Genomic DNA, 18397 nt, shown 5'->3' with positions numbered 1-18397 from the left:
GCCTGAACATGGAGTTATGCATGACGGCCGTTACCACAGATAAACACGCCGCTTCCGGCAACGTCTCGCTGTTCCGTATCGCCTTTGCGGTATTCCTTACCTATATGACCGTCGGCCTGCCGTTGCCGGTGATCCCGCTGTTTGTGCACCAGGAGCTGGGCTATGGCAACACCATGGTCGGCATCGCCGTAGGTATTCAGTTTTTAGCCACGGTGCTAACCCGCGGCTATGCCGGACGGCTGGCGGATCAGCACGGCGCAAAACGCTCGGCGTTGCAGGGCATGTTCGCCTGCGGGCTGGCGGGTGGTGCATGGCTACTGGCCGCGCTGCTGCCGGTGGAGGCGGCCTGGAAATTCGCGCTGCTGGTGGCAGGGCGATTAATTCTCGGTTTTGGTGAAAGCCAGCTCCTGACCGGCACCCTGACATGGGGGATGGGGCTGGTCGGGCCTGCGCGTTCCGGCAAAGTGATGTCATGGAACGGAATGGCGATCTATGGTGCGCTGGCGGCAGGCGCGCCGCTGGGTCTTTTGATCAACAGTCAGTTGGGCTTTGCGGCGCTGGCCGTCACCACGATGGCACTGCCGCTGCTGGCCTGGGCGTTTAACGGCTCGGTGCGTAAAGTTCCGGCCCATAAAGGCGAACGACCTTCCCTGTGGAGCGTGGTGGGGCAGATCTGGCAGCCAGGCCTGGGCCTTGCGTTGCAGGGCGTTGGCTTCGCGGTGATTGGCACCTTCGTTTCGCTCTACTTTATGAGCCGCGGCTGGGCGATGGCCGGGTTTACGCTCACCGCTTTTGGCGGCGCGTTTGTCCTGATGCGGGTGCTGTTCGGCTGGATGCCGGATCGCTTTGGTGGCGTAAAGGTAGCGGTGGCGTCGCTGGTGATTGAAACCGTGGGTCTGGTGTTGCTCTGGCAGGCGCCGAGCGCGCCGGTAGCCCTGCTGGGGGCAGCCCTGACCGGCTGCGGCTGTTCGCTGATCTTCCCGGCGCTGGGTGTTGAAGTGGTTAAACGCGTTGCCCCGCAGGTGCGGGGCACGGCGCTGGGGGGCTACGCCGCCTTTCAGGATATCTCATACGGGATAACCGGGCCGCTGGCGGGGCTGTTAGCCACCTCGTTTGGCTATCCGTCGGTCTTCCTGGCAGGGGCCGTTTCAGCGGTGGTTGGGATTGTGGTGACGCTGGTGGCGTTTCGCCGGGGTTAGCTGTTTGTTGCCGGGTGGCGGCTGCGCCTTACCCGGCCTACAGTTCGTGCTTTTGTAGGCCCGGTAAGCGGAGCGCCACCGGGCAAAACATCAGGCGACCAGCCAGAAAATCGCCAGCGCAATGATTAAGGCGATCAACATCAGTCCGGGACGGGCAGACAGCGTTCTGAAGGTTTCCACTACCGGGGCAAAGAGCGGGCTGTAGATCGGCTGGATATTGCGCACTTCCGTCACGCCAGCTTCACGCTCGGTGCGGCGGACGAAGATCTCGTTGAGCAGATCCTGTACCTGGGCGGTAGTCAGCACCGTCTGCGGCGTCGCCTGCCAGTTCTGCCGGGCATAGTCCTGAATGCTGTCCCACTCCTGGGCCTCCAGCGGCTGTTTCAGCGCGGCCTGCAGGGTGTGCAGGGTTGGCGCGCTTTGCGTGCTCAGCGTCTGGCGTGCCTGTAGCCAGGTGGCAAGGTGGGTAAACTGCCTGGCCGGGATTAACTCTCCCGCTTTCACCCCCGACAGTTCCAGCATCGACTGCCAGATGAGCTTGGTCGGCTCGCCCGTGGCGGCGGCAAGTTTGGTCACCATCTGCTTCAGCGTATTGTGTTCGGCTGGCAGCAGCGGGCGCTCCGTGGCCGGGCGCTGCTGTGGCTGCGGAATATTGAGCTGATTATTTTGCAGCAGCGTCAGCACCGTTTTGAGCTGATCGGGCGTCAGCTGGTTCAGGGCGGTCTGGCCATACTGCTGGCGAATAAAATCGCTGGCCGCCTGGCGGTTATTGCCCTGAGTCAGCAGCTCCGTCAACTGGGAGACCATCTGCCGGGTGGTGTGGTTTTGCTGGGCGGTGTTCAGGCGCTGGTTGAGGTTTTGCTCCGCAGCAGGGAAGTGGCGCGACAGCATGGGCGCATCACTCTTTAATCCCAGATCGTGTTTCACTCCGGCCCACACCTCCGCATTCTGCTGCGACGTCAGAGCGATTAACCGGGTGATCAGACGTTCCAGTACAGTGCGTTGCTGTGTGGAGAGGGGCTGTTCGCCCGCGACGTGGGATGGACGCGGGCCATCACCCGGAGGTTGTGGCGGCGTACCTGAAATGGGCTGCATCGGCAAAAAATCCTTAAAGTCGTTACTCATCGTTAACCAGGTTTACGTATATGCCTGGCGGCCAGATTATGGCACACTTGACAGGTTTTCTTCCTCTCAAACAGGTACTCAGACGTGAAAATCCTCGTTGATGAAAATATGCCTTACGCCCGCGAGCTGTTCAGCCGCCTGGGTGAGGTTAAGGCCGTTCCTGGACGTCCCATTCCGCTCGCCGAGCTGACTGATGCCGATGCCCTGATGGTGCGCTCGGTAACCAAAGTGAATGAGGCGCTGCTGTCTGGCAAAGGGATCAAATTTGTCGGCACGGCAACCGCAGGAACCGATCATGTGGATGACGCGTGGCTGAAGCAGGCCGGGATTGGCTTTTCCGCCGCACCGGGCTGTAACGCTATTGCCGTCGTGGAGTATGTTTTCTCCTCTCTGCTGATGCTGGCCGAGCGTGACGGGTTTACGCTCACCAGCCGGACCGTAGGCATTGTCGGTGTCGGTAACGTCGGCAGCCGCCTGCAAAAGCGCCTTGAGGCGTTAGGTATCCGCACGCTGCTGTGCGATCCGCCCCGCGCTGACCGTGGCGATGAAGGGGATTTCCGCAGCCTGGATGAGCTGGTGGCCGAGTGTGACGTGCTCACCTTCCATACGCCGCTATTTAAAGACGGGCCGTATAAAACGCGCCATCTGGCAGACGACGCTCTGATTAGCCGCCTGAAGCCGGGCACCATCCTGATTAATGCCTGCCGTGGCCCGGTGGTGGACAACGCGGCCCTGCTGCAGCGCCTGGAAACTGGTCAGGATCTGAGCGTGGTGCTGGACGTGTGGGAGCCGGAGCCGGATCTCAACGTGGCCCTGCTGGACAAAGTGGATATCGGTACCGCGCATATCGCGGGTTACACCCTCGAAGGTAAAGCCCGCGGCACCACCCAGGTGTTTGAGGCGTATAGCGCGTTTATCGGCAAATCCCAGCAGGTGGCGCTGGATACCCTGCTGCCAACCCCGGATTTTGGCCGCATCACCCTGCACGGCCCGCTGGATCAGGGAACGCTGAAAAGGCTGGTGCATTTAGTGTATGATGTGCGCCGCGATGACGCACTGCTGCGAAAAGTAGCGGGTATACCGGGTGAGTTTGACAAGCTGCGTAAGCATTACGTTGAGCGCCGCGAATGGTCCTCTCTGTATGTGATGTGTGATGATCCTGCTGCGGCGTCGCTGCTGCATAAGCTGGGTTTCAACGCCGTTCATCACCCGGTTCGTTAATGTCTTCTTAATGCTCCCTGGCGGATACCCCGCCAGGGACGCTTTTTTATTTCTGGAGTAAACCACCATGTCTGAAGGCTGGAACATTGCCATACTGGGCGCAACGGGCGCCGTGGGCGAAGCCCTGTTCGAAACCCTTGCTGAGCGTCAGTTCCCGGTGGGCGACATCTATGCCCTGGCGCGTAATGAGAGCGCGGGCGAGCACCTGCGCTTTGCGGGTAAATCTGTCATGGTTCAGGATGCGGCTGAGTTCGACTGGACCCAGGCGCAGCTGGCCTTTTTCGCGGCCGGGGTCGAGGCTTCCGCCGCGTATATTGAAGAGGCCACCAACGCAGGCTGTCTGGTCATTGATTTAAGCGGCCTGTTTGCCCTTGAACCGGACGTGCCGCTGGTGGTGCCGGAGGTGAACCCCTTCGTGCTGGCCGACTACCGCAACCGTAACATCATCGCCGTCCCGGACAGCCTGACCAGCCAGCTGCTTAGCGCCCTGAAACCGCTCATCGACGAAGGTGGCTTGTCCCGTATCGCCGTAACCAGCCTGATGTCAGTCTCTGCCCGCGGTAAAAAAGCGGTGGATGCCCTGGCAGGGCAGAGCGCGAAGCTGCTGAATGGTATTCCGGTGGACGAAGAGGATTTCTTTGGCCGTCAGCTGGCGTTCAACATGCTGCCGCTGCTGCCGGATCGTGAAGGCAGCGTGCGCGAAGAGCGCCGTATCATCGATGAAGTGCGTAAGATCCTGCAGGACGACGGACTGATGATCTCCGCCAACTGTGTGCAGTCGCCGGTGTTCTACGGCCATGCCCAGATGGTGAGCTTTGAAGCCATGCGTCCGCTGGCTGCGGAAGAGGCGCGCGATGCCTTTGGCCGCGGCGAAGATATTGAGCTGTCTGAAGAGCGCGAGTTCCCGACCCAGGTGGGCGACGCAACGGGCAACGCGCGTCTCTCCATTGGCTGTGTACGTAACGATTACGGTATGCCGGAGCAGATCCAGTTCTGGTCGGTCGCCGATAACGTGCGTTTCGGCGGCGCGCTGATGGCGGTGAAAATCGCTGAAAAACTGGTGCAGGAGTATCTCTACTGATGTCTGAAGTGGAGCAAAAGCCCGTTCATAAGATTGCCCTCGGCATTGAGTACGATGGCAGTAAATATTATGGCTGGCAGCGTCAGAATGAGGTGCGCAGCGTCCAGGAAAAGCTGGAAAAAGCGCTCTCTCAGGTGGCGAATGAGCCCATCAATGTCCTGTGCGCGGGGCGTACCGACGCCGGTGTCCATGGTACGGGGCAGGTGGTGCATTTTGAAACCACCGCAGTGCGTAAAGACGCGGCCTGGACGCTGGGGGTAAATGCGAATTTGCCTGGTGACATCGCGGTACGTTGGGTCAAAAATGTGCCGGATGATTTTCATGCGCGGTTCAGCGCCACCGCGCGCCGCTACCGCTATATCATCTATAACCAGCGTCTTCGTCCGGCGGTGTTAGGCCAGGGCGTCACCCATTTTTACGAGCCGCTGGATGCCGATCGCATGCACCGCGCGGCGCAGGCATTGATTGGCGAAAACGACTTCACCTCGTTCCGTGCCGTGCAGTGCCAGTCTCGCACGCCGTGGCGCAACGTGATGCACATTAACGTCAGTCGGCATGGCGCGTATGTGGTGGTGGATATCAAAGCGAATGCCTTTGTTCATCATATGGTCAGGAATATTACAGGCAGCCTGATGGAAGTAGGCGCCGGACACCAGCCGGAGAGCTGGATTGCAGAGTTGCTGGCGGCGAAGGACAGAACGCTGGCGGCAGCAACGGCGAAAGCGGAAGGGCTCTATCTGGTCTCGGTCGATTACCCGGATCGGTTTGACCTTCCAAAACCGCCAATGGGCCCGCTGTTCTTAGCGGACTGATAGCCGTGGCAATAAAGGTTTAGACAATATGGATTTAATTCGCTTTCTGATCGATTTCATTCTGCATATCGATGTGCACCTGGCAGAGCTGGTCGCTGATTATGGCGTCTGGGTGTATGCCATTCTGTTCCTGATCCTGTTTTGCGAAACCGGGCTGGTGGTGACGCCCTTCTTGCCGGGCGATTCGCTGCTGTTCGTGGCGGGTGCGCTGGCGTCGCTGGAGACCAACGACCTTAACGTTCACCTGATGGTGGTGTTAATGCTGATTGCCGCCATCCTTGGCGATGCGGTGAACTACACTATAGGGCGGCTGTTCGGCGAGCGGTTATTTAGTAACCCGGACTCGAAGATTTTCCGTCGCAGCTATCTCGATAAAACCCATGCGTTTTATGAGAAACACGGCGGTAAGACCATCATTCTCGCGCGCTTTGTGCCCATCGTCAGAACCTTTGCCCCGTTTGTTGCGGGTATGGGTCATATGTCGTACCGTCAGTTCGCGCTCTATAACGTCACCGGTGCGCTGCTGTGGGTGCTGAGCTTTACCTACGCGGGCTATTTCTTCGGGACCATTCCTATGATCCAGGAAAACCTTAAGTTGCTGATCGTAGGGATTATTGTGGTTTCCATTCTGCCGGGCGTTATCGAAGTGATTCGTCACCGTCGCGCGGCGGCAAAACAAGTAAAATAAAGGCACGACTGCGGTTCGACCACTTTTTTATCCAAAGTTTCGGGCTGTTATGTTTTAATGTGCAACATTCATGGTCTGCCGGGGGCAAAAATGGCATTATGCGCCCCTTGCAGCAAACCTGGTTCAGGCAGAAAGGTTATCAATGAGCTGGATTGAACGAATTAAAAGCAATATCACCCCAACCCGCAAAGCGAGTATTCCTGAAGGGGTGTGGACTAAATGTGACAGCTGTGGCCAGGTCCTGTACCGCGCCGAACTGGAGCGTAATCTCGAAGTTTGTCCGAAGTGCGATCACCACATGCGTATGTCGGCGCGTAACCGCCTGCATAGCCTGCTGGATGAAGGTTCTCTGGTTGAACTGGGTAGCGAGCTTGAGCCGAAAGATGTGCTGAAGTTCCGTGACTCCAAGAAATACAAAGACCGTCTGGCCTCTGCGCAAAAAGAGACCGGCGAGAAAGATGCCCTGGTGGTGATGAAAGGCACCCTGCACGAGATGCCGGTTGTCGCGGCGGCGTTTGAGTTCTCCTTTATGGGCGGCTCAATGGGCTCCGTAGTGGGCGCGCGCTTCGTGCGTGCCGTTGAGCAGGCGCTGGAAGACAACTGTCCGCTGATCTGCTTCTCCGCCTCCGGTGGTGCCCGTATGCAGGAAGCGCTGATGTCGCTGATGCAGATGGCAAAAACCTCCGCAGCGCTGGCGAAAATGCAGGAGCGCGGTCTGCCGTACATCTCCGTGCTGACCGACCCAACCATGGGCGGCGTATCGGCAAGTTTTGCGATGCTGGGCGATCTGAACATCGCTGAACCGAAAGCGCTGATCGGCTTTGCCGGCCCGCGCGTTATTGAACAAACGGTACGTGAAAAGCTGCCGCCGGGCTTCCAGCGCAGTGAGTTCCTTATCGAGAAAGGCGCTATCGACATGATCGTTCGCCGTCCGGAAATGCGCCTGAAACTGGCCAGCATTCTGGCGAAGCTGATGAATCTGCCGTCGCCGAGCCCGGATGAGCCGCGCGAAGGCGCGGTGGTACCGGATCAGGAACCCGAGGCCTGATAACTGAAAAGGGCAGGGCCAGTGGCGCTGCCCTTTTGCTTTCTAACCGTAACTGAAAAGCGCGCAACATGGAAAATACTACTCTTCCCCAAGCCACGTCGCCTCTGGCCGCGTGGCTTTCTTATCTGGAAAACCTGCACAGTAAAGCCATCGACATGGGACTTGAGCGCGTCAGCCAGGTCGCGGCGCGCCTTGATGTTCTGAAACCGGCTCCCTTTGTCTTCACCGTGGCGGGTACCAACGGCAAAGGCACCACCTGCCGCACCCTGGAAGCGATGCTGATGGCGGCAGGCTACAAAGTAGGGGTCTACAGCTCACCTCATCTGGTGCGCTATACCGAGCGCGTGCGGGTACAGAATGCGGAGCTGGCTGAATCCGCGCACACCGCCTCGTTTGCGGAGATCGAAGCCGCGCGCGGCGATATTTCGCTGACCTATTTTGAATATGGCACCCTGTCGGCGCTGTGGCTCTTTAAGCAGGCGCAGCTGGACGTGGTGATCCTCGAGGTCGGGTTAGGCGGACGTCTGGATGCCACTAATATTGTCGACCCGGATGTGGCGGTAATCACCAGCATCGCGCTGGATCATACCGACTGGCTGGGGCCCGATCGCGAGAGCATTGGCCGTGAAAAAGCCGGTATTTTCCGCCCGGGCAAACCGGCTATCGTCGGCGAACCCGATATGCCGCACACTATTGCTGACGTGGCGCAGGAGAAAGGGGCGCTGTTGCAGCGCCGTGACGTCGACTGGCGCTACAGCGTGACGGAAAGCGGCTGGCGCTTTGAAGACGCGGCGGGCGCGCTGGATAACCTGCCGCTGCCGCAGGTACCGCAGCCGAATGCTGCGACGGCGCTGGCCGCACTGCGCGCCAGTGGTCTGGCGGTAGAGGAGCAGGCGATGCGCGACGGCATTCAGCATGCGATTCTGCCGGGGCGTTTCCAGATAGTCAGCGAATCACCGCGTCTGATTCTGGATGTGGCGCATAACCCCCATGCCGCGGCTTATCTCGCAGGACGTCTCAAATTATTGCCAAAAACCGGGCGCGTGCTGGCGGTTATCGGTATGCTTCATGATAAAGATATTGGCGGCACGCTGGCCTGCATGGAGAGTGTGGTCGATAGCTGGTATTGTGCCCCTCTGGAAGGCCCACGCGGGGCGACTGCCGAACAGTTAATGGCGCATCTCGGCGCAGGGCAGCGCTTTGATAGCGTGGCGCAGGCCTGGCGGGCGGCGATGGCCGATGCCAGACCAGAAGATACCGTGCTGGTGTGTGGTTCGTTCCACACGGTGGCACATGTCATGGACGTAATGGATGCGGGGAGAACCGGTGGCAAGTAAGTTTCAGAACCGTTTAGCAGGCACCATTGTGCTGGTGGCGCTGGGGGTGATTATTCTCCCCGGGCTGCTTGATGGACAGAAAAAACATTATCAGGATGAGTTTGCGGCGATCCCGCTGGTGCCGAAACCGGGCGATCGGGATGAGCCGGACATGCTCCCGGCAACACAGGCTCTGCCTGCACAGCCACCAGAAGGGGCGGCTGAAGAGGTGCGCGCGGGCGATGCCGCGGCGCCATCGTTAGATCCGGCGCGTCTGGCAGCTGGAAACAACAACGAGCTGGATCCCGTTCCGGCGCCGGTTGAGCAGTATGCGCCAAAACCGGTGCAAAAACCGAAACCGGTTGAGAAGCCGCAGCCGAAACCGCAGCGCGATAACACCAGCCAGCAGCTGGCGGCGGCGACAGAAACCCCACCGGCCAAACCGGCGGCAGAAGAGAAACCGGCCCCGACCGGTAAAGCCTACGTTGTGCAGCTCGGTGCCCTGAAAAACGCCGATAAGGTCAACGAGGTGGTGGCCAAACTCCGTGGTGCGGGGTATCGCGTTTACACTTCACCTACCACACCGGTACAGGGTAAAATCACCCGTATTCTCGTAGGGCCGGATGCGTCGAGAGACAAGCTGAAGGGATCGCTTGGAGAGCTGAATAAACTCTCTGGTTTGAGCGGCGTGGTGATGAATTACAGCGTGAACTGAGGGTTTCTCTCGTTTACGGGATAAGGCAAAAACAGGCGCAGCAGATTGCCTGAGAAGGTGACCCGCCTGGGGCGCTGAATATTTTTTCAGCGCTTTTTTTATTTACGCGCGGGAAGGAAATCCCTACGCAAACGTTTTCTTTTTCTGTTAGAATTCGCCCCGAACTGGATGACAGGGCGTTTGATCGTGGGACACATATGGTCTGGATTGATTACGCCATCATTGCGGTGATAGGTTTTTCCTGTCTGGTTAGCCTGATCCGTGGCTTTGTTCGTGAAGCGTTATCGCTGGTAACCTGGGGCTGTGCCTTCTTTGTTGCCAGTCATTACTACACTTACCTGTCTGTCTGGTTCACGGGCTTTGAAGATGAACTGGTTCGAAATGGGATTGCCATCGCGGTGCTGTTTATCGCGACGCTGATTGTCGGCGCCATTGTTAACTACGTGATTGGCCAGCTGGTCGAGAAAACCGGGTTGTCAGGAACGGACAGGGTGCTGGGGATCTGTTTCGGGGCGTTGCGAGGCGCGCTGATTGTTGCCGCGATACTATTCTTCCTTGATACCTTTACCGGGTTCTCAAAAAGTGAAGACTGGCAGAAATCGCAGCTTATCCCGCAGTTCAGCTTCATCATCAGATGGTTCTTTGACTATCTGCAAAGCTCGTCGAGTTTTTTGCCCAGGGCATAAACCCTGAGATGTGGCTTAACGAGGAAATGACGAATGTGCGGTATTGTCGGTATCGCCGGTTTCATGCCGGTAAACCAGTCTATTTATGACGCATTATCGGTGCTCCAGCACCGTGGGCAGGATGCTGCGGGTATCATCACCATTGATGCACACAACTGCTTCCGTTTACGTAAGGCCAACGGCCTGGTAAACGATGTGTTCGAAGCCCGCCATATGCAGCGTCTTCAAGGCAACATGGGTATTGGTCACGTTCGTTACCCGACTGCTGGCAGTTCCAGCGCCTCTGAAGCTCAGCCGTTCTACGTTAACTCGCCGTATGGCATCACGCTTGCCCACAACGGCAACCTGACCAATGCTCACGAGCTGCGTAAGAAGCTGTTTGAAGAGAAGCGTCGTCACATTAACACCACTTCTGACTCTGAAATCCTGCTCAACGTCTTTGCCAGCGAGCTGGATAACTTCCGCCACTATCCGCTGGAAGCTGACAACATTTTTGCCGCGGTAGCCGCCACTAACCGCCTGATCCGTGGCGCTTATGCCTGCGTCGCGATGATTATCGGCCACGGTATGGTCGCCTTCCGCGATCCTAACGGCATCCGCCCGCTGGTGCTGGGCAAGCGCGATATTGGCGATGGCCGCACCGAGTATATGGTCGCCTCCGAAAGCGTGGCGCTGGATACCCTGGGCTTTGAGTTCCTGCGTGACGTCGCACCTGGCGAAGCGGTCTACATCACCGAGAAAGGCCAGCTGTTTACCCGTCAGTGCGCAGAGAATCCGGTCAGCAATCCGTGCCTGTTCGAGTACGTCTACTTCGCTCGCCCGGACTCTTTCATCGACAAAATCTCCGTCTACAGCGCCCGCGTCAATATGGGAACCAAGCTCGGCGAGAAGATTGCCCGCGAGTGGGAAGACCTGGATATCGACGTGGTGATCCCTATCCCGGAAACCTCCTGCGATATCGCCCTGGAGATGGCGCGTATTCTGGGTAAACCTTACCGCCAGGGATTCGTGAAGAACCGCTACGTTGGCCGCACCTTTATCATGCCGGGCCAGCAGCTGCGCCGTAAATCGGTGCGCCGCAAGCTGAATGCCAACCGCGCCGAGTTCCGCGATAAGAACGTGCTGCTGGTGGATGACTCCATCGTGCGCGGCACCACCTCTGAGCAGATTATCGAGATGGCCCGTGAAGCGGGTGCGAAGAAGGTCTATCTGGCCTCTGCGGCACCGGAAATTCGCTTCCCGAACGTGTATGGCATCGATATGCCTACCGCCAACGAGCTGATTGCCCACGGTCGTGAAGTGGATGAGATCCGCCAGATCATCGGTGCCGACGGCCTGATTTTCCAGGATCTGAACGATCTGATCGACGCGGTGCGCGCCGAGAACCCGGATATTCAGCAGTTCGAGTGCTCGGTGTTTAACGGTATCTACGTCACCAAAGATGTGGATCAGGGCTACCTGGACTACCTCGATTCACTGCGCAACGACGACGCGAAAGCCGTCCAGCTGGCGAACGATCTCGAAAGTTTAGAGATGCATAACGAAGGTTAAGCACTATCGCAGGCGAGGGCATCTGCCCTCGCTTGCAACTCCCGCCAAAATCCTGCACAGTCAGCCCTGTAACAGCAAGGGCGAACATCATGAAACGATTAATTGTAGGGATCTCAGGGGCCAGCGGCGCGATTTACGGTGTCCGTTTGTTGCAGGTATTGCGCGACGTCGCCGAGGTTGAAACGCATCTGGTGATGAGCCAGGCTGCGCGTCAGACCCTCTCTCTCGAAACCGATTACTCCCTGCGTGACGTTCAGGCGCTGGCCGATGTGGTGCATGACGCGCGCGATATCGCCGCCAGCATCTCCTCCGGGTCGTTTAAAACGGCGGGCATGGTGATCCTGCCCTGTTCCATCAAAACTCTCTCTGGCATCGTCAACAGTTATACCGATACGCTGGTGACCCGTGCGGCCGATGTGATATTAAAAGAGCGTCGCCCGCTGGTATTGTGCGTGCGCGAAACCCCGCTGCATCTGGGCCATCTACGCCTGATGACCCAGGCCGCTGAACTGGGGGCGGTGATCATGCCGCCGGTGCCGGCGTTTTATCACCGTCCGCAAAGCCTGGATGATGTGATTAATCAGACCGTAAACCGGGTGCTCGATCAGTTCGACATTGACCTGCCGGACGTTCTCTTTACCCGCTGGCAGGGCGCCTGACGGTAAGGCTGTTCTGCCAGAGTGCATTTCACCGCAACGTGCCCTGTTTCAGGGCAATTCTGCAACAGCGATCATATCCTCAACATTTAATTCCTTTTTTCCTTTCCAGGCACTGCGGTTCGTTTGGCAGACCTGCTATCTTTCACCATTAAGGCAATCCTGCAACCTTTCATTAACATATTTAACGCCGTAATTTTGCGTTATCTGCAATATGGCATAAGACCTGCATGAGATTGCCTGCAACAACACACAACACAATCTATTACATAAGAAAATCACGACACTTGAGGGTAATGTATGAAGAAGACGGTTCTGGCTCTGTCTTTGCTGGTGGGATTAAGCGCTGCGGCAAGCAGCTTTGCGGCGCTCCCACAGAACGTACGTATCGGTACAGACGCAACCTATGCCCCGTTCTCATCGAAAGATGCGAAGGGGGATTTCGTTGGGTTTGATATCGACCTGGGAAATGAGATGTGCAAACGCATGTCCGTGAAATGTACCTGGGTGGGCAGCGACTTCGACGCGCTGATCCCGTCTCTGAAAGCCAAGAAGATTGACGCGATCATCTCCTCGCTCTCGATTACCGAAAAGCGTCAGCAGGAGATCGCCTTCTCTGAGAAACTTTACGCGGCGGATTCACGTCTGATTGCGGCGAAAGGCTCCCCAATCCAGCCAACCATTGACTCGCTGAAAGGCAAGCATGTAGGCGTTCTGCAGGGCTCAACGCAGGAAGGCTATGCGAACGCCAACTGGCGTGAGAAGGGCGTGGATGTAGTGGCGTACCAGAACCAGGATCTGATCTATTCCGATCTGGCGGCAGGGCGTCTGGATGCGGCTTTCCAGGATGAAGTCGCCGCGAGCGAAGGCTTCCTGAAACAACCGGCGGGCAAAGAGTTTGCCTTTGCTGGCCCGTCAGTCAAAGACAAAAAATATTTCGGCGACGGCACCGGGATCGGCCTGCGTAAAGACGATGCCGAGCTGAAGGCGGCCTTTGACAAAGCTTTCACTGAACTGCGTAAAGACGGTACCTACGACAAACTGGCGAAGAAATACTTCGACTTCAATGTTTACGGCGACTAACCGGAACTGACGGGTGCGCACCATAATGGCTCCCCGTTATGGTGCGACAATGGCCTTTGCGAACCAGGATGGTGCAAATCGTGCGCTGTGTTGGTTATAAAGTGAATAGTTAAGCACTCGCAATGCACTTTTTCGCGCTTGCCGGGCATAATCTTTTGCCTTGCCGCGGCGATTAGTGGCACATTAAAGGCGCCCCGTCGGCGTTAAAATCCCGTAAGAAGACAGTCTGTTGAGGATAGATATGAAAAAACTGGTTTTGTCACTTTCTCTGGCTCTGGCCTTTTCCAGCGCTACCGCGGCATTTGCAGCAATTCCGCAAAAAGTTCGTATTGGTATTGACCCGACTTATGCCCCCTTCGAATCGAAGAATGCGCAGGGTGAACTGGTAGGTTTTGATATCGATTTGGCTAAAGAGCTGTGCAAACGTATCAAAACAGAGTGTACCTTCGTTGAAAACCCACTGGATGCGCTGATCCCTTCGCTGAAAGCGAAAAAAATTGATGCCATTATGTCTTCCCTCTCTATCACCGAAAAACGCCAGCAGGAGATTGCCTTTACCGACAAGCTTTATGCAGCGGACTCGCGTCTGGTGGTAGCGAAATCTTCCGATATTCAGCCAACCCTTGAATCCCTGAAAGGTAAACGTGTGGGCGTGCTGCAGGGCACCACTCAGGAGACCTTCGGCAACGAGCACTGGGCACCGAAAGGAATTGAAATCGTCTCTTACCAGGGCCAGGAGAATATCTACGCTGACCTGACTGCGGGCCGTATTGACGCCGCCTTCCAGGATGAAGTGGCAGCCAGCGAAGGCTTCCTGAAACAGCCGGTTGGTAAAGATTACAAGTTTGGCGGTCCGTCCATCAAGGATGAGAAACTCTTCGGCGTGGGCACCGGTATGGGTCTGCGTAAAGAGGATAACGAACTGCGTGAAGCGCTGAACAAAGCCTTTGCTGAAATGCGCGCCGACGGCACTTACGAAAAACTGGCGAAGAAATACTTCGACTTTGATGTCTACGGTGGTTAATCCCTCCACTTAATAACGTGCGGCCCCTTCCGTCCAGGGAGGGGAAAAGACACGGCTACACCACTCACGACAGGGCAGGCGGTATGCTGTACGGATTTTCTGGCGTAATTTTACAAGGCGCATTGGTCACCCTTGAACTGGCTCTCAGTTCAGTGGTGCTGGCCGTGTTGATAGGCCTTGCAGGCGCGGGCGCGAAGCTCTCTGCGAATCGGGCGATGGCGCTGCTGTTTGAGGGCTATACCACCCTGATCCGCGGTGTGCCTGACCTGGTGCTGATGCTGCTGATCTTCTACGGTCTGCAAATCGCCCTTAACGGCATTACGGATGCCATCGGTATGGTGCAGATTGATATCGATCCGATGGTGGCCGGTATCATCACCCTGGGCTTTATCTATGGCGCCTATTTTACCGAAACCTTCCGCGGGGCCTATCTCGCGGTGCCGAAAGGGCATATCGAAGCGGCTACGGCCTTCGGGTTTACCTCCTCACAGACGTTTCGCCGCATTATGTTTCCGGCCATGATGCGCTTTGCGCTGCCGGGAATTGGTAACAACTGGCAGGTTATCCTCAAAGCAACGGCGCTGGTCTCCTTACTGGGGCTGGAAGATGTGGTAAAAGCCACGCAGCTTGCAGGCAAAAGCACCTGGGAGCCGTTCTACTTCGCGATTGTCTGCGGGGTGATTTATCTGGTGTTTACCACCGTCTCCAATGGCGTGCTGCTCCTGCTCGAACGGCGCTATTCCGTGGGTGTGAAGAGGGCTGACCTGTGATCGAAATTATTCAGGAATACTGGAAATCCCTGCTGTGGACCGACGGATACCGTTTTACCGGTGTGGCGATCACCCTCTGGCTGCTGATTTCTTCTGTGGTAATGGGCGGGATCCTGGCGATTTTCCTCGCCATTGGCCGCGTCTCCAGCAACAAATATATTCGCTTCCCCATCTGGCTGTTTACCTACGTGTTCCGCGGTACGCCGCTCTATGTGCAGCTGCTGGTCTTCTACTCCGGGATGTACACGCTGGAAATCGTCAAAGGCACCGAGATGCTGAACGCGTTCTTCCGTAGCGGGCTGAACTGTACCGTGCTGGCATTAACGCTCAACACCTGCGCCTACACCACCGAGATCTTTGCCGGCGCGATCCGCTCCGTGCCGCACGGTGAAATTGAGGCGGCGCGGGCGTATGGCTTCTCTTCGGTGAAGCTCTATCGCTGCATTATTCTGCCGTCGGCGCTGCGTATTGCGCTGCCTGCCTACAGCAACGAAGTGATTTTAATGCTGCACTCCACCGCGCTGGCCTTTACCGCTACCGTGCCGGATCTGCTGAAGATTGCCCGTGATATTAACTCGGCGACCTATCAGCCCTTTACCGCCTTCGGGATCGCGGCAGTGCTCTATTTAATCATCTCTTATGTCCTGATTAGCCTGTTCCGCAAAGCGGAAAAACGCTGGTTGCAGCATGTCAAACCTTCGACGCACTGAGAATGAAGATGGCTGAGAACAAATTAAACGTTATCGATTTGCACAAACGCTACGGCGAACATGAAGTGCTGAAAGGGGTGTCGCTGCAGGCTAATGCGGGCGATGTGATCAGTATTATCGGCTCCTCAGGGTCGGGTAAAAGTACCTTCCTGCGCTGCATTAACTTTCTTGAAAAGCCGAGTGCCGGCTCGATTGTGGTCAGCGGTGAGAACATCAATCTGGTGCAGGACAAAGACGGTCAGCTGAAGGTGGCGGATAAACACCAGCTTCGTCTGCTGCGTACTCGTCTGACGATGGTGTTCCAGCACTTTAACCTTTGGAGTCACATGACGGTGCTGGAGAACGTCATGGAAGCGCCGGTGCAGGTGCTGGGCTTAAGCAAGCAGGAAGCCCGTACCCGGGCGGAGAAATACCTGGCGAAAGTGGGTATCGACGAACGCCAGCAGATGAAATACCCGGTGCATCTCTCCGGCGGTCAGCAGCAGCGTGTCTCTATCGCCCGTGCGCTGGCGATGGAGCCGGAAGTGTTGCTCTTTGACGAACCTACCTCCGCGCTCGATCCCGAGCTGGTGGGGGAAGTGCTGCGCATCATGCAGCAGCTCGCTGAAGAGGGGAAAACCATGGTGGTGGTAACTCACGAGATGGGCTTTGCCCGTAACGTCTCCAACCACGTGATTTTCCTCCATCAGGGCGTAATCGAAGAGCAGGGGCATCCGGATGAGGTGCTGGCCAACCCGAAGAGCCCGCGTCTGCAGCAGTTCCTTAAGGGATCGTTGAAGTAGTTTGTTGCCCGGTGGCGCTACGCTTACCGGGCCTACAAAACCGTAGGCCGGGCAAACGCAGTGCCGCCCGGCATTCAGGCCGCACTTACCTCCAGTCGGTACACCCAGTCGTCATACCGCACGCCGTTAATCTCATATGCCTGCTCAAGTACCTGGGTGCGCATGAAACCCGCTTTCTCTAACACCCGCACCGATCCGCCGTTGTCCGCCAGCACATATGCGTTAATCGCTTTTACGCCCACCCGGATAAACGCATATTCACACACGGCACGCAGCGCCTCGCAGGCTATTCCCTGGCCCTGGGCGGCGGCAATCACGGTGTAACCAATATCGGCCTCTTCAGGGTAGTGGGAGCTGATTTGCAGGCCAATATCCCCGAGCGGGGTGGCATCATCATGGACGCGGATCACAAAGGTGTGCGGGGCGGTAAGACGGGCGGCAAACAGGCGTCGGATCTCTTTTTCCGGGGCGATCGCGGCCATATAGCGCATGATCTCCGGCGCTTCACGCAGCCTGTGGAAAAAAGGCCAGTCGGCGGGCTCAAAAGGGGAGAGCGTCAGCCGGGGAGTGGTAATGGTTGCCATCAAAGCGCCTTGAACAGGGAGCGAAGATAACAAATTAACATCTGACAGGGTAAATTTAACCTACCACATCTCCCAGGGCCTCTTCTAAGTCATACCACCTGAAAGCAAAGCCGGAGGCTTCCAGGCGCTTCGGCAGCGCGCGCTGGCCGCCCAGCACCAGCACGGAGGATTCCCCCATCAGCAGCCGGATAGCGGTGGCGGGCGCGCGAACTACGGCAGGGCGATGCACCGCATGGCCCAGGGCATGGGCAAACTGCTCGTTACGCACCGGGTAGGGGGAGACCATATTGAACGGGCCGCGCAGATCGTTATCCAGCAGCCAGAGAATGCCGTTGACCATATCGTCGATATGGATCCACGCCAGGTACTGACGCCCGTTACCGACCGGGCCGCCAAGACCCAGCTTAAATACCGGCAGCATTTTTCCGAGAATCCCGCCTTTGGGGGCCAGCACCACGCCGGTGCGCAACAGGCATACGCGGGTCTTTTCGCTCTGGGCACCGCAGGCAATCTGCTCCCAGCGGGCGCACAGCTTATGGGTAAATTCATTGTGCGGCGGCTCCTCTTCGGTCACCACCACCTCGCCTAAATCGCCGTAATAACCTGAAGCCGAACCGGAGATAAAGACCGAGGGCGGCGTGTCGCTGGCCTTAACCATATCGACCAGCCGCTGGGTGATGTTCCAGCGACTGTTGCACAGACGCTGTTTATGCTCTTTTGTCCAGCGCTTGTCGGCGATGGGCTCGCCTGCAAGATTGATGACGGCATCAAAGCCGTTGAGATCCTGGTGCTCCGTCAGCCCTTTCCAGATATCGATGCCGGAGCCGAGTAGCTGACGCGCCTTCTCAGGGCTACGCGTGACTACGGTCAGCTCATGGCCCAATACCTGCAAACGTGGGATTAAATGCCGGCCAATCAGGCCGGTGCCGCCGGTTACCAGGATTTTCATACCACCTCCAGGGTTGCGCTTAGCGTTGCCAGCTTAACGTCATCGAGACGGAGTCGGCGTAGCGCAGCGCGTGAAGTTTATCGATCTCGACTTCAGCATAGGTGACCCAGTGATGTTCGCGTGCGATATCCAGCACATCCTGAGTTAATTTTTCCAGCAAAGAGAAACGGTTATTCTCCACCAGATGAATAATGCTTTTGGTAATGGTGCGATAGTTCAGCGCATCATTAATGTCTTCACTGGCGCGGGCTTTGTCTGCCGGATAGTGGATCGTCACGTTAATAACGATATCCTGGCGATTAGCACGCTCCTCCTCTTTGATTCCAATAAAGGTGCGCAGGCGTAAATTTTTAATACGAATAATTGCGTCTTGCTGGGACATTGCAGGCTTCCTCCG

The 18397-nt window shown here is 57.1% G+C and carries 20 protein-coding genes; 16 read left to right on the top strand and 4 right to left on the bottom strand.

Going from position 1 to position 18397, the window contains the following annotated elements:
- Positions 1-20: 20 nt before the first annotated feature.
- Positions 21-1199: an MFS transporter gene (locus GNG29_RS15970; protein ID WP_156654963.1), complete on the top strand. Its 1179-nt coding sequence runs from the start codon at positions 21-23 to the stop codon at positions 1197-1199.
- 90 nt (positions 1200-1289) lie between these two features.
- Here GNG29_RS15970 and flk read toward each other — a convergent pair whose 3' ends face one another.
- Positions 1290-2294: a flagella biosynthesis regulator Flk gene (gene flk / locus GNG29_RS15965; RefSeq protein ID WP_103180522.1), complete on the bottom strand. Its 1005-nt coding sequence runs from the start codon at positions 2292-2294 to the stop codon at positions 1290-1292.
- Between the two features lie 114 nt (positions 2295-2408).
- Between flk and pdxB the strand changes: the two genes are divergently transcribed.
- From pdxB to hisP, 15 genes are all read left to right on the top strand, one after another.
- Complete coding sequence (gene pdxB, locus GNG29_RS15960; protein WP_103180521.1) at positions 2409-3545, top strand: 4-phosphoerythronate dehydrogenase PdxB; 1137 nt, start codon at positions 2409-2411, stop codon at positions 3543-3545.
- Positions 3546-3612: 67 nt separating this feature from the next.
- On the top strand, positions 3613-4626 hold the full coding sequence (locus tag GNG29_RS15955) for an aspartate-semialdehyde dehydrogenase (RefSeq protein ID WP_103180518.1): 1014 nt from the start codon (positions 3613-3615) through the stop codon (positions 4624-4626).
- Positions 4626-5438 (top strand): tRNA pseudouridine(38-40) synthase TruA, encoded by an 813-nt coding sequence (gene truA, locus GNG29_RS15950; protein ID WP_103180516.1) that lies wholly within the window; start codon positions 4626-4628, stop codon positions 5436-5438. The genes GNG29_RS15955 and truA overlap by 1 nt, the downstream gene beginning before the upstream one ends.
- Positions 5439-5466: 28 nt before the next feature.
- Positions 5467-6126, top strand: a complete 660-nt coding sequence (locus GNG29_RS15945; RefSeq protein ID WP_103180515.1) for a DedA family protein — start codon at positions 5467-5469, stop codon at positions 6124-6126.
- A 142-nt stretch (positions 6127-6268) separates the two neighbouring features.
- Positions 6269-7174, top strand: coding sequence for an acetyl-CoA carboxylase, carboxyltransferase subunit beta (gene accD, locus GNG29_RS15940; RefSeq protein WP_103180513.1), 906 nt, complete (start codon positions 6269-6271; stop codon positions 7172-7174).
- 68 nt (positions 7175-7242) lie between these two features.
- Positions 7243-8511: a bifunctional tetrahydrofolate synthase/dihydrofolate synthase gene (gene folC / locus GNG29_RS15935; protein WP_103180511.1), complete on the top strand. Its 1269-nt coding sequence runs from the start codon at positions 7243-7245 to the stop codon at positions 8509-8511.
- A complete protein-coding gene (gene dedD / locus GNG29_RS15930; RefSeq protein ID WP_103181115.1) occupies positions 8501-9205 on the top strand; it encodes a cell division protein DedD in 705 nt (234 codons plus the stop codon). The genes folC and dedD overlap by 11 nt, the downstream gene beginning before the upstream one ends.
- Before the next feature lie 197 nt (positions 9206-9402).
- On the top strand, positions 9403-9891 hold the full coding sequence (gene cvpA, locus GNG29_RS15925) for a colicin V production protein (RefSeq protein ID WP_039030950.1): 489 nt from the start codon (positions 9403-9405) through the stop codon (positions 9889-9891).
- 33 nt (positions 9892-9924) lie between these two features.
- The gene (purF, locus tag GNG29_RS15920) at positions 9925-11442 is read left to right on the top strand and encodes an amidophosphoribosyltransferase (RefSeq protein ID WP_103180507.1); all 1518 of its coding nucleotides are present in this window, start codon (positions 9925-9927) and stop codon (positions 11440-11442) included.
- A gap of 89 nt (positions 11443-11531) precedes the next feature.
- Positions 11532-12101 (top strand): UbiX family flavin prenyltransferase, encoded by a 570-nt coding sequence (locus GNG29_RS15915; RefSeq protein ID WP_156654961.1) that lies wholly within the window; start codon positions 11532-11534, stop codon positions 12099-12101.
- A 297-nt stretch (positions 12102-12398) separates the two neighbouring features.
- Positions 12399-13181: a lysine/arginine/ornithine ABC transporter substrate-binding protein ArgT gene (argT, locus tag GNG29_RS15910; RefSeq protein WP_103180503.1), complete on the top strand. Its 783-nt coding sequence runs from the start codon at positions 12399-12401 to the stop codon at positions 13179-13181.
- Positions 13182-13422: 241 nt separating this feature from the next.
- Positions 13423-14205 carry a histidine ABC transporter substrate-binding protein HisJ gene (gene hisJ, locus GNG29_RS15905; RefSeq protein ID WP_156654959.1) on the top strand — a complete coding sequence of 261 codons (783 nt, stop codon included), beginning with the start codon at positions 13423-13425 and terminating at the stop codon, positions 14203-14205.
- Positions 14206-14288: 83 nt separating this feature from the next.
- A complete protein-coding gene (locus GNG29_RS15900; protein ID WP_156654958.1) occupies positions 14289-14975 on the top strand; it encodes a histidine ABC transporter permease HisQ in 687 nt (228 codons plus the stop codon).
- Entirely contained in the window at positions 14972-15685 is a 714-nt protein-coding gene (hisM, locus tag GNG29_RS15895; RefSeq protein WP_103180499.1) for a histidine ABC transporter permease HisM, read from the top strand. The genes GNG29_RS15900 and hisM overlap by 4 nt, the downstream gene beginning before the upstream one ends.
- Positions 15686-15693: 8 nt before the next feature.
- Positions 15694-16467: a histidine ABC transporter ATP-binding protein HisP gene (gene hisP / locus GNG29_RS15890; RefSeq protein WP_103181114.1), complete on the top strand. Its 774-nt coding sequence runs from the start codon at positions 15694-15696 to the stop codon at positions 16465-16467.
- Between the two features lie 74 nt (positions 16468-16541).
- Here the strand turns inward: hisP and GNG29_RS15885 are convergent, their stop codons facing one another.
- From GNG29_RS15885 to folX, 3 genes are read right to left on the bottom strand one after another with little or no spacing between them, the layout of a single operon-like run.
- The gene (locus GNG29_RS15885) at positions 16542-17051 is read right to left on the bottom strand and encodes a GNAT family N-acetyltransferase (RefSeq protein ID WP_156654956.1); all 510 of its coding nucleotides are present in this window, start codon (positions 17049-17051) and stop codon (positions 16542-16544) included.
- Positions 17052-17106: 55 nt separating this feature from the next.
- The gene (locus tag GNG29_RS15880) at positions 17107-18000 is read right to left on the bottom strand and encodes a TIGR01777 family oxidoreductase (RefSeq protein WP_103180495.1); all 894 of its coding nucleotides are present in this window, start codon (positions 17998-18000) and stop codon (positions 17107-17109) included.
- Between the two features lie 19 nt (positions 18001-18019).
- Positions 18020-18382, bottom strand: coding sequence for a dihydroneopterin triphosphate 2'-epimerase (folX, locus tag GNG29_RS15875; protein WP_103180493.1), 363 nt, complete (start codon positions 18380-18382; stop codon positions 18020-18022).
- Positions 18383-18397: the final 15 nt, after the last annotated feature.

The sequence above is a fragment of the Leclercia sp. Colony189 genome, from assembly GCF_009740165.1.
GTDB lineage: Bacteria > Pseudomonadota > Gammaproteobacteria > Enterobacterales > Enterobacteriaceae > Enterobacter.
The sequence above is the reverse complement of the archived record's forward strand: the minus strand, read 5'-3'. Positions and strand labels throughout refer to the sequence as shown.